Raw genomic sequence first — 11564 nt, forward strand, 5'->3', positions numbered from 1 at the left:
CATGCCCCCCCCATTTTTCAAGTAATTTTACTTGGATTTATTATTTTATTAGTCTGTTTTTGATTTTCATTGAGTATTAGTTCTTGTAGCAAAGAAAAAGAGAAGACCCTTTCAGGACTTCTCTCAGTATCCTCCTTCCATTATTAACCACTAGGATTATCAAAGGAAAGCTATGTGATTATTCTGTTGTTTCAAGTGGTTGTTCTGCTTCGGTCTGTGCTGCCTTTCCTTGATCCAATAAGGCCGCAATAATCTTTTGGTCACGCAATTTGACAGAATCATTGATGGTTTCAGCGGAACGAATGATAGCTGCTTCCAGCTCACGACGCTTCTGACGGCCTTCATCAATGGCTGCAATAATACCATTGTTCTGAGCAACCAAACTCTCTGCCAACTTGGTCACTGAAGCTACTGACAGGGTCGGATTTTGAGCTGTCCGTTCCATCATCGGAATGGCCTCTTTCGAGGTATCAGCTAGCATCTGCAAAGCAGCATTGTTTGCATTGACAATGGCATCCGCTGTCTGACTAGACTTGATAGACTGTTGCAAAATCCCCAACTGAGCGATGGACAACTTCATTGTAGGGATGGTGTTGCGGCGCAACATACCCAGACGTTGTTTCATGTCAGACGACACTTTGACCAGGTTACGCATTTGCGGTGTGGTTGTCCAAGCGACATAAAGACGGCTCATGTATTCAGAATGTTGTTGTTCCAAGATATTGGCAACTTCCGTTACACGCGCCAGCTTTTCAGAAGCTACTTGATAGTCTACCGTAGTTGGTTGCAGACCAGCCAAGCGCTCCTGCTCTGCTTTTGCCCGCTGGGCAGCCTCTTGACCAGTCGCTTCGATAAAGGCAATCACGCCGACGAGATTTTCAATAGACTTGGTATTGTTCTCAATCAAGAGCTCCGCTGATACGATGTTGCGGGACAAGACTTCCTCTTGCTTGACCACGCTGGCTGCCATGCTATCCATTTTCTTTTCAATGGTCTGTGAATCGAAGTAAAATTCCTGCAAATCATTCTTGGTCTGCTTGAAGAGACGCTGGAAGAAGCCTGGTTTCTTTTCTAATTCAGCCGTTGTCGAAATGTCCTTGTACTTAGCCACAAAGCCATTCAATTCACGGTTGGTATTGGCCAAGAGCTCATCCACTTGGGGAATTTCAATCTTTTTCTGTTCTGACAGGATGTGGTTGACTGTCGCATTGACTTCTTCCACAGCTTCCTTACCAAAATCCAGGAGTGCATTCTGATTGGCCAAGAAATTATCTACTAATTGTGGCGCCTTGGCACGAATACCTGTCTGTTGTTCTGGGGTCAATTGGGCCAAGAAAGAAACCTTTGTGGTATCTCCAGCTGGTGTTGCTTGAATGATTTCCGTGGTCTTGTCCTTAGTTGACAAACTATTATTGGCAATCTGATCAATATCGAAATTAAATCCTGACATCTTATCCTTCTTTCTTCTTCATCATACGCAGGCTGACTTCAAAATCCTGCATATCTGCTTCGTTAAATTGTTTAATGGTGTCGTCCAAATCCCTGTCAAAGGTTTCGAGCGCTAACTTAGCTTGGGCTAATCGCTCCTCTCCATTGAAATAATCGTTTGGAGATTCCTTGATTTTCAAATAGCCCTGTAAAATATCCCTAAAGCGATTCATATTGGCTTCATGGATGGCTGTCAATTCTTCCCGCTTATCTGTCGCATTCTCCAGCTTCTCCAGAATGACCTGATTGTCCCTTTGAATATTGCAATAGGTTTCCAGGATTTCAGGAGCCAATTCTGAAATGCGTTTTTGTTCATCCCAAGTTTCATGTTTAGGAGAAGTAAAAGCATCCACCGTTTCATGACTATTTCCATTAAAGGAGGTGGCCTTCTCAGGTATCTTTAACTGATACTTGAGTTGCAGGGTGTCGACGATTTCCTTACTCTGATAGGCATCCAGGTATTTGCCGTTCTTTTGATATAATTGATCTAATTCAAACAGCTCACCTAAAATACGACTACGCAGGGCTAAAACTGCCTTATCCTCTCCATTTTCAGCTAACAGTTGTTGGTGCTTTTCAAAACCAGACTGAATGCTGAGTTGCAAGGTCTGAAACCGATTGATTTTGTCCCCATGCAAAAAACGATTGATATTGTCACGCTTGAAAAGGCTGCTAAGGAGGGGCAACAAGACCTTTCCAAAACTTTTCAGCAAGCCCAGAACTAGAACAAGTAGGATACTTTCAATATCGTCATCATGTCTGTACTTCTTATATTTCTTATGTCCCATACTTCCTCCTCTTGTAATCCCTTTTATTATACCATATAACTAATTTGTCTAGTCAAAACTTATTCACAAAAAGAAGAAAAAGCCGAGAAATCTCGACTTTAGATATTTTTGGCAACAGTTGGGACTAGGCTGTCAATCTGCAAGCCTGCTCCTTCAAATAGGGCTCTGATTTCTTCAACATCTACCTTACCGTCAATTTGCACTTCGATGACCGCCTTGCCTGATTTGGTAACTAATTGGACCGTTGAAGCAATATTGTATTCCTTATCTGCTACCAGACGGATGATTTTCTCCAATTCTCCTGCCTTATTTTCCACAAGGAAGCGAGCACGAACACCCTCTTCGCCATAGCCTGAAACATGGAGAAAGGCTGCAAAGACATCACGGTCGGTAATGACACCATAGATCTGACCATTGTCCACAACTGGAAGAATGCCGACCTTGTTTTTATACATGAGGTAAACAGCATCTTCAAGACTGGCATAGCCTGAAACAGTGATGACATTTTTAATCATGACATCCTTGACCTTGGTCTTGTTTAGAAGGTAGTTCATCTCGTAAATGGACAAGCTCGTTGCCTTAGATGGACTGGCTTCTGCAATGGTTCCTTCTGTCACCAAGCCGACTAACTTGTCATTTTCGATAACAGGCAAACGGTGCAAGCCCTGTTCACGCATCAAATCAGCCGCATGAGCGATGGTTGTATCTGGTGAAATGTAAACAACTTTACGGGTCATAAAATCTTTAACTGACATAGGATTTCCTCCTCGTATTTTTCCTACAGCCATTATAGCACAATACGAAAACGATTTCAATATTTTGTGAAAAGAAATGAAAATTGAAGCCAGTAATCAGTAGAATATTTGGCTAATCCAGCCTTCTGGCTTTCAAACCATCCAATTCTTCCTGACTAAGACCTGTCAATTCCAAAATCAAATCAACTGAAAAACTCTTCTCCAACATCTGCTGAGCAATCTTGAGTTGACCATCTAACAAACCTTGTTGTAGACCTTGTTGTAGACCCTGTTGTAGGCCTTGTTGTAAGCCTTGTTGCAGACCTTCTTCCTTACCACGCTTTCTACCTAGTAAGAAAGAAGTTTCCAGCTCACCAAAATGATTGGCGGCACTGTAGGCCAGTTGATCGATCATCGGCTATCACCTGCCGAACTCTCCCATCTAGCTTTCAAACCATCCAATTCTTCCTGACTAAGACCTGTCAATCTCACTATTATATCAACAGCGAAACCCTCGGCCAACATCTGCTGAGCAATCTTGAGTTGACCATCTAACAAACCTTGTTGTAGACCCTGTTGTAGACCCTGTTGTAGGCCTTGTTGTAAGCCTTGTTGCAGACCTTCTTCCTTACCACGCTTTCTACCTAGTAAGAAAGAAGTTTCCAGCTCACCAAAATGATTGGCGGCACTGTAGGCCAGTTGATCAATCATCTTCCTCTCCTCCTCTGTCCATGTATTTCTATCCAGCAAATGTTCGGCTTTGCTAATGACGTCTGTCTGTTGTTGACTAAATTCTCGATTGGCAAAAAATTCCATCCATAAGCGCTGCTTCCGCCCCAAACTTCCCTCGCTCAGCTTGTTCAACTCAATAATGACCATCTCAAATGGCTTTTTCAGCTGACCTTCTTTTCCAAAAGGTAATTCCAAGACCTGTCCGTTTTCCTCGGCTGTCAAAACAAAGGAATGAATTGGATGCTTGTCGTAAAAATACCGGCTGGCCACCAAGGCGATGGAATAGATAGGCGAAATCTTATCATACATATCATGGGTCCGTTTGACCTTGTCCCTAACATTAGGCAAGTCCTTGACCAAGTGTTGGCAAGAGTAGGTCCAGAGCCGCTTGATAAAGCTGTGCTGATGAACCACCTGGATTTCAATGATAACCTGAGTCCCGTCGTCCAGTCTAGCTAGAATATCCACCGTTGTGCTAAAGTAGCCCTCCCGCTCTTTCTTGACATCGGCAAGGGTACCATTCAAAATCTGGACGGCTTTGGGACGAAAACCTAAAAACGTTTCAATAAAATCAATGGTAATCTCATGATCACTGAAAATCTTCTTAGCAGTGATAGAGGCTGGGCAAAGCCCAGTGCCACTTCTCAGAGTTTGTGTCAACATCTCAGCGCAGTGGTTGATTGGCAGATTTGTTCGTGTTTCACACTCCAAATCTGACCTAATCAACTGTGCGGGGGTGGGAAGACGAACTCTTTTTAGACTGGTCGAGTTCTTTCCCACTCCCTGCTATGTCGAAATCTTGTCAATTGTTTTCCTCCGATAAATAGAATTGAGAATAGTCTCTACACTATCTATTCGAAGTTCCTAGTAATATTATAGCACTTGAGAGAACATTTTTCAAAAGCAAAAGGAAGAGAATTTCTTCATATAAAAAGCAGAGCTGTAGTCGTTCAACTCTGCTTCTTATTGTCTCAAGCTGCTAAGCCAGATGAGAAAGTGTGATTAGACAGTTAGGAATAAGATGGATAAACTGTCTGCCATTCATCCTACTTCAACTTTTCCAGAAAGGCTGTCAGCTCTGCCTGGGCTTCTGGTGTGGTACCGACTAGCTGACCAAGCATGCTTTCAAGTTGGGCTGTGGTTGCTGCGATTTCCTTATCGGTCTGGGCCAGCTTGTCCGCAAGCTCTGTTAGCGGAACAACTGGCTCTTCCTCAAAGGTATCGACATAGCGAGGGATGTTGAGGTTGTAGTCGTTTTCCACAATCTCCTCAAAGCTGGCTAAGTGGGCAAACTTGTCCACATCTTGTCGGTCTTGATAGGCTTTCAAAATCTTGGCGATATGGTCATCGGTCATGATATTTTGGTTTTTGCCCTTGTCAAATTCTTTAGAAGCATCGATAAAGAGAACATCTTTACTGGTGCGGTTTTTCTTGAGAATAATGACTGTGGTTGGAATGGAGGTATTGTAGAAGATGTTGGCTGGCAGTCCAATCACGGTGTCAATGGCTCCTTCTTCTAGGAGATGCTGACGGATTTTCTGCTCTGCATTTCCCCTAAAGAGAACCCCGTGAGGGAGAACAATGGCCATAACACCTGAATGCTTGAGGTGGTAGAAACCATGAAGAAGGAAGGCGAAGTCAGCCTTGGACTTGGGTGCAAGGACACCATAGCTGGAGAAACGAGCGTCTTGCAGGAAACCAGCATCCCCACTCCACTTTTGAGAATAGGGTGGGTTCATGAGCACACCGTCAAAATCCGTCGGCTCGGTCGTTGGCCAGTCCGCATCAAGAGTATCACCGACATGAAGTTTTTGGTTTTCAATGGCAACACCGTGGAGCATCATGTTCATGCGGGCCAGGTTGTAGGTCGAGGTGTTAATCTCCTGACCAAAGTAGGAAACAGTCGAAGCCTCTTTACTGTAACGCTTGGCGTTAAGAAGGAGTGAGCCAGAACCCATGGTTGGGTCATAGAGGGTCATGCCCTTTTGATGCTCACGTCCAAGGAAGACAATCTGGGTCATGAGGTGGGAAACTGCTTGAGGCGTGTAGAACTCGCCTGCTTTCTTACCCGAGTCGCTGGCAAACTGACCAATCAGGTATTCATAAGCATCCCCCAAGACATCTCCATCATGGTTGCTGAGGTTGAGTTCATGGAGTTCTTTGATCAGGGCTGAAATAACCTGATTCTGCTTTTGCGGTGTTGGACCCAACTTTTTAGAATAAAGGTCAATGTCTTCAAAAAGGTTTTCAAAAATCTCGTTAGACTGCTCAATGTCACGGAAGCCCTGGGCCAAGTCTTCCAGCTGGAAGTTGCTAGTGTGGACTTTTGCCACCAAGGCTGTGAAGGTCAAACCAGGCTCGATAAAATAACCCAGCTCATCATCAAGGACATCTAGCAAGTCTTCCTTGACATCTGGATCAGCAAAATTTTCTTCATAGAGTCTTTGCGCCTGTGACAAACTGTCAAAAGTTTCATCAAGGTTGTCACACACTGCCAGAAGCAACTTGTCTGATAGGTATTTGTAGAAAATCAAGCCCAAAAGGTATGACTTGTATTCGTTAGCGTCCATCTTGCCTCGGAGAATATCCGCCGCATTCCAAAGGGACTGGTAAAGGGATTGTGAGTTGTTTGACTTGTTCATTTTAATTTCCTAACACTTACTATTTTGATTGCTATCTTAGTTTTTTTGAAGCACTCGCTTCCATCTGATTTCCGGTAATAGGATTCTCATACAATCTACCCAACGCTAATTTTAAAAAACTCTTTAATTGTTTGTTAGTATTAATGATAAATTGTCCATTGATAACTTGATAATCCAAATTACTATATTCAGAATAAGATGTATATGTTGTCAATAACTTAGATTTGAAAATTTCGCTCGATAACACGATATCTTCATCATCCAATAATATCGCTAACATCTTAAGGTTTGATATCCCAAAATCAAGAAAGCTAGAATTTACAGACACTATCGCTTCTTCTCTAAAAATGGTAATTTCTTGATCTGTAGCAATTCTGAAATAATCATCAATTCCAGTAAAGATATTTCTAATTCTCGAGAAATTTCGGAAATATAACCGATTATTTCCATCGAAATAGGCATCTAACTCATCTCTAATTTCTATCCCATTTTCAATTGCTTTATACTTTACTCTTCTCTCAGACATTGACCATTTAAGAATAGATTTGTGAACTATCCTTTTTGAGGGCATTATTTTCTGAAAAGCAATGCTGCCATTCTCAAATTGATAAAAAATTAAATTGACACCACTTAAATCCACTTCAGAAATAGCATTAATACTTACAGAATTTTCAAAGCATTGTTGAAATTCATACATCATATTCTGGTGTTGTTCATCAAGCACAATATAGAACCATTCGTCATCTTCAATTGTTTCTTCTGCATGAAATTCTTTATTTGCAATAATAGTTGGAATTGTTGATATTTCTGAAATTCTAAGTCCATCTGGGGACTTTTTAAATTCAGTACCTATTTTAAAAACTATCAAAATCATTTCTCCTTATCTAAAAAAGTAAAATTATTGATTCTTACTAGCTCAGAAAAATTGGATTCTTTATATAGTTTTAAATCCTTCTTTTTACTGTACAAAGTATATGTATTACCATTTTTATCGGTAACTCTATAATATCTATACTTGATTAACCACAATAAATTAAAATACGTTGTTCGTTCCATTAGTAGATACCATACCAAATAAATTAGTAAAATAATAATAGCTTGAAATTGAACCACTAGGCTCCCTAGACCTAAAACAATAACAAACAGTCCTAAATAAGTCGGAATAATTTCTGATTCCATAGGTTGAATGGATACCACTAACGCATTATCTGAAACTGATCTTTTTTCAATTATTCTTAAACTAATATTAGACAAGATATACATCATTAATAACATTCCTAATATTTTTACATAGGACAATAGAGAATTTTCAATTTCAATAAATATATTGAGCGTTAAAAGATATAAAAATAAAGCTGGACAAAATGAACTAACTGATAAGACAATTCTCTCTATTAATTTCATACAAATATCCTGTGCAACAAGGTCTTTTTCATCTCTTTCAAGCTAGCCAGCTTGTCCTCCACCTGAGCAATCTCTTGGTCGAGGGTTTGGAAGAAAGTACCGATGGCTTCTTGTTCGGGGAGGGAAGGGAGGGAGATTTTCAACGAAAGAAAATCAGATACCTTCACTGCCATCCTTTCATAAACTGTTCCCTCTTGATATTGAAGTGCTTTCTGTATGAAATCACTCTGAGTTACTATTCCCTCAATAAAATTAGCAAACACTCTACTCTTATTCACCACTAATGTTACATATATTGGTGAAAAAACTGCCTTACCAAATTTATTTCGTGAAATTGCACCAAACTTTAAGTTAGCTGGATTATATACAATATCATCTAACTCCGTGTACTTATACTTTTTATCTCCTGTTCGAACCAAAAATTCTCTATCATATCTTTCAGTTTTAGGAGTAACCCCGTTTTCAACTGTAAACGAAACCAAGGGAATATCTTTTTGTGGTAATTGCTGAACATTTCGCTCTTCCAGTACTTCCCCCAACTTCACTTCTTCCCAGTCGTCTTCAAAGCCTTGGAAGCGGAGGGCTGGTTTGGTTTGTCCCTTGTCTGGAAAGAGGAGTTTGAGATAGGTCTTCTTCTGCTCCTTGAGCGTGTCCAACTTACACTGATGAAGGGTGATTTGCTGGTCCAGGGTGGAGAAGAAGGTGCCGATGGCTTTTTGTTCTGGGAGGGTGGGGACCATAAATCCATAATTTGAATATTCCTGTGCATTGACCCCTGGTTGCCCTGAACGCATAGACGTTATACTTATAAATCGCTCGTAATTAGCTGTGAGGGTATTTTGAAAAACAAAATCTGGATTAAAATTATCTTTGATTTTTGCTCGGATCAAGAAACCTGCGAAATAGACTTTTCCATCGATACTTCTATAAATATAGCTCTTACCTACACTCGCCCCTGTTCGTGCAAATACTATATCTCCTATATTTAATCTATATTCATCAAGTCCAACCAAGTCAATTTCAGGAGAAGTTAAGTCACTAATATTGAACCCTCTACTGTCATCATCAATATCAGTAATTCTTAAATATTTATTTTCACCATCATATTCAGTTGCGGCCGAATTTAAACCATAATCAAACGAGGAAGCCACCTCCCCCAACTTCCGCAGTTCCCAAGCGTCAGTGTAGCCTTGAAAACGATAGGCGGGGATATTATTGTTTGTTTTCATTTAATCTCCTTTTTATGTTCAATATGAAGAGCGTGCGTCATCTAGAAAATCATGAATCGTAAATAAATCATTACACGCTTTACATAACAACAAAATCCATTCTTCTAATAACTGTGTATCCACACTAATATCTTTTGTCATATACTCATATCTTTTTGAATCTCGATTTACTGGATAACGTGTACTTTGAAAATTAATATTTGCATTATTTGCAAATTCTACAAAGCGTTCAATCAATTTCAGCCTATCGTTAACCCAATTTTTTTCAGAATCTTTCAGAGTGCTTTTTTGATAGGAGCTTCTAATTCTTCCAACTAATCCTGTCAATTCATGACCTGTCTCAATTTGACTACGAACTACCATCCAATCTTCGCTTGTAAATTGGCAAAAACCACTATAAATTGATTTTAGAGATAACTCCAAGGCAATAAATACATTATGCAAAATACTTAATACTTCGCAATCACCATCTTTTACATTATCTTTTATGTATGATAAATGTAGGATAGCTGTATCAAAAAATCCATTGGCCATGCTCGCAAAAGTCATATCAACACTTGTTCTAGTTACTCTGGCAAGTACTGTATTTGTGACCTCCTTTTCAGAGAATGGATTTTCCAGCTTTGAACAAACATCAACCTCTCTACTTAGTCTACGTGCGTATTCCATAATAATCACCTCATTTTTACTTTCTTATAGGACAGTAATTAATCTGCTCAAGTCAAAAACATACTAGAAAAACTTGAGATGCATATTTTCCATCATTATCGTCTCTCAAAATATGCCATACTTACCTCCCCCTCAATGGCAGGATGTCTTCCGCAATCATATTCATATAGTCCTCTTTGAGGGCTTTTTTGTATTTGAGCTTGTTGAGGGCTTGGTCGCCCTTGTTTTCCTTGTAGCTGGCATAGTCATAGGTGTCAACCAGGGCTTTTTCACCAATTTGCTTATCCTTGCCGACCCGATAATTGTCCACAATAAACTGGAGTTCGTCCTCTCCGACACACCAATCACGCGCGGTAGATACGACTTGTTCACGGATGGTCAGGTCAATCATTTCATCTAGCTTGTGAGCGATGGATTGACCCTTGTAATCTTGGGTATTGGTTTGGGCTTCCTGCCAGATTTTAGAGATGAGTTGGGAAAGCTTTGGATTGGTCTTGTCCAGGTCTGCGATGTAGTTGTCAACCAATTTTTTCTCCTTGTCAGGGATGACTTGGTTTTTACTGTCAATCAGGTTTTGGATGAGGGAGATGATATAGTGGTAGTTGATTTCGTCTGTACGGACAGACTCCAGCTCGTACTCGATGTCAAAAGGCGTTTCATCTACTCCCTCGTCTTCCTTACGCCGTCTGCGGAGTTCTTCGATGATATTTTGGTATTGTCCAGAAAAATTCTCAATGTCCTCAAGACTCAGTCCGATTTCCTTAAGAATATCCTCTTGCTCGTAGTCGGCATAGACCTGAACGGAGGCAAAGAGCTTGTCAAATTCCTGGAAGGCCTTGGCAAAGCGTTTCAACTCGGCATCACTGCTGGCATCTAGGTCTGGGGTCATTTCAGGACTTGGGGCAATGGCTAGCAACTGCTGAACCTTTTCCTTGAACTTGGCTTTTTCTTCCAACCAAGTCGGAGCCAGTACCGCAAACTCACCACCATTTGAGTAAAGGCTGAGGGCCTCATCAACCCTTTCCTTAAAGCGTTCTGGAGTCTGGAATGTAACAATTTGTCCAAACTTCTTGCCCTCGTCAAAGAGACGATTGGTGCGTGAAAAGGCTTGGATGATGTGCTGGGGTTTCATAGGTTGCCTGTCCATGAAAATGGTAGACAAGCACGGAGCATCAAAACCTGTCAGCAGGCGATCCACCACGATAACCAAGTCCAACTGCTCCTCACGGAAGGCATACTTATCTTTTTTCCGTGCCACGCGTTCGTTGAGGTCGGTATTGTAGGAACCAAGGGTCGCCAGAGTGAAGTGGGTTCCGAACATACTATTGTAGTCTTCCAAGCTCTTATTCATATAATCTTGGTTGGCAAAGGAAGACTCGTCGTTCTCAGTAACTGAGTAGGTGATAGCAACTTTTGGAAAATCTGGTAATACTTTTTTGACAGACTCGGAAATGGTCAGGCTTTTCTGACCTGCCTTGACTTCCTGTATCAAGTCATAATAGGCTTGGGCACGGGCGATGGACTTGACAGTCAGTAGGCCCTCGTAGGTTTTCCCTACACCGTTTTGGAAACCGAGCTTGCGTTTGGATTTGTTTAAAATAGCATCCAAAACCGTCAGCATGTGCCGCTCATCGTCGTAAAACTCGTCCTCGATTTCATCCTCCGCCCAGCCAGGCAAGGTGGTCTGGTATTCGACTTGGAAACCAAGGACAGCTCGGTCATGGATAGCTTCTTTGACCGTGTACTCATGAAGACATGGTCCGAATTTTATGTGACTTTTAGTCCGTCACGCTCCGTAAGGTGCGTGACAAATAAACCACCCGCTATGCGGGTGCGCGACGAAGGTTATACCAAAAAAACTCCAAACGCGATACAATA

The 11564-nt window shown here is 41.2% G+C and carries 11 protein-coding genes; all 11 read right to left on the reverse strand.

Annotated elements, in window-relative coordinates; genetic code table 11:
- Positions 1 to 178: 178 nt before the first annotated feature.
- The gene (locus C1G57_RS00255) at positions 179 to 1450 is read right to left on the reverse strand and encodes a toxic anion resistance protein (protein WP_105113257.1); all 1272 of its coding nucleotides are present in this window, start codon (positions 1448 to 1450) and stop codon (positions 179 to 181) included.
- Between the two features lies 1 nt (position 1451).
- Complete coding sequence (locus tag C1G57_RS00260; protein ID WP_105113258.1) at positions 1452 to 2276, reverse strand: hypothetical protein; 825 nt, start codon at positions 2274 to 2276, stop codon at positions 1452 to 1454.
- A 98-nt stretch (positions 2277 to 2374) separates the two neighbouring features.
- Positions 2375 to 3031, reverse strand: a complete 657-nt coding sequence (locus tag C1G57_RS00265) for a CBS domain-containing protein (RefSeq protein WP_105113259.1) — start codon at positions 3029 to 3031, stop codon at positions 2375 to 2377.
- A 112-nt stretch (positions 3032 to 3143) separates the two neighbouring features.
- A complete protein-coding gene (locus C1G57_RS00270; protein ID WP_105113260.1) occupies positions 3144 to 3425 on the reverse strand; it encodes a transposase in 282 nt (93 codons plus the stop codon).
- Positions 3422 to 4468, reverse strand: a complete 1047-nt coding sequence (locus C1G57_RS00275) for an Rpn family recombination-promoting nuclease/putative transposase (protein WP_153045591.1) — start codon at positions 4466 to 4468, stop codon at positions 3422 to 3424. Before C1G57_RS00275 ends, C1G57_RS00270 begins: the two co-directional genes overlap by 4 nt.
- 320 nt (positions 4469 to 4788) lie before the next feature.
- Positions 4789 to 6384 (reverse strand): type I restriction-modification system subunit M, encoded by a 1596-nt coding sequence (locus C1G57_RS00280; protein ID WP_105113262.1) that lies wholly within the window; start codon positions 6382 to 6384, stop codon positions 4789 to 4791.
- Between the two features lie 31 nt (positions 6385 to 6415).
- Complete coding sequence (locus C1G57_RS00285) at positions 6416 to 7258, reverse strand: hypothetical protein (RefSeq protein WP_105113263.1); 843 nt, start codon at positions 7256 to 7258, stop codon at positions 6416 to 6418.
- Positions 7255 to 7788: a hypothetical protein gene (locus tag C1G57_RS00290; protein WP_014638307.1), complete on the reverse strand. Its 534-nt coding sequence runs from the start codon at positions 7786 to 7788 to the stop codon at positions 7255 to 7257. The genes C1G57_RS00285 and C1G57_RS00290 overlap by 4 nt, the downstream gene beginning before the upstream one ends.
- Entirely contained in the window at positions 7785 to 9017 is a 1233-nt protein-coding gene (locus C1G57_RS00295; protein WP_014638308.1) for a restriction endonuclease subunit S, read from the reverse strand. Before C1G57_RS00295 ends, C1G57_RS00290 begins: the two co-directional genes overlap by 4 nt.
- A gap of 18 nt (positions 9018 to 9035) precedes the next feature.
- A complete protein-coding gene (locus C1G57_RS00300; protein WP_014638309.1) occupies positions 9036 to 9686 on the reverse strand; it encodes a hypothetical protein in 651 nt (216 codons plus the stop codon).
- Between the two features lie 121 nt (positions 9687 to 9807).
- The gene (locus C1G57_RS00305; protein ID WP_238595315.1) at positions 9808 to 11364 is read right to left on the reverse strand and encodes a type I restriction endonuclease subunit R, EcoR124 family; all 1557 of its coding nucleotides are present in this window, start codon (positions 11362 to 11364) and stop codon (positions 9808 to 9810) included.
- Positions 11365 to 11564 lie beyond the last annotated feature (200 nt).

It is taken from the genome of Streptococcus suis, assembly GCF_002960425.1.
GTDB classification, from domain to species: Bacteria; Bacillota; Bacilli; order Lactobacillales; family Streptococcaceae; genus Streptococcus; species Streptococcus suis_S.

Coding starts and splice junctions, on each gene's coding strand:
- C1G57_RS00255 (WP_105113257.1), bottom strand. CDS start 1,450: ATGTCAGGATTTAATTTCGATATTGATCAGATTGCCAATAATAGTTTG.
- C1G57_RS00260 (WP_105113258.1), bottom strand. CDS start 2,276: ATGGGACATAAGAAATATAAGAAGTACAGACATGATGACGATATTGAA.
- C1G57_RS00265 (WP_105113259.1), bottom strand. CDS start 3,031: ATGTCAGTTAAAGATTTTATGACCCGTAAAGTTGTTTACATTTCACCA.
- C1G57_RS00270 (WP_105113260.1), bottom strand. CDS start 3,425: ATGATCGATCAACTGGCCTACAGTGCCGCCAATCATTTTGGTGAGCTG.
- C1G57_RS00280 (WP_105113262.1), bottom strand. CDS start 6,384: ATGAACAAGTCAAACAACTCACAATCCCTTTACCAGTCCCTTTGGAAT.
- C1G57_RS00285 (WP_105113263.1), bottom strand. CDS start 7,258: ATGATTTTGATAGTTTTTAAAATAGGTACTGAATTTAAAAAGTCCCCA.
- C1G57_RS00290 (WP_014638307.1), bottom strand. CDS start 7,788: ATGAAATTAATAGAGAGAATTGTCTTATCAGTTAGTTCATTTTGTCCA.
- C1G57_RS00295 (WP_014638308.1), bottom strand. CDS start 9,017: ATGAAAACAAACAATAATATCCCCGCCTATCGTTTTCAAGGCTACACT.
- C1G57_RS00300 (WP_014638309.1), bottom strand. CDS start 9,686: ATGGAATACGCACGTAGACTAAGTAGAGAGGTTGATGTTTGTTCAAAG.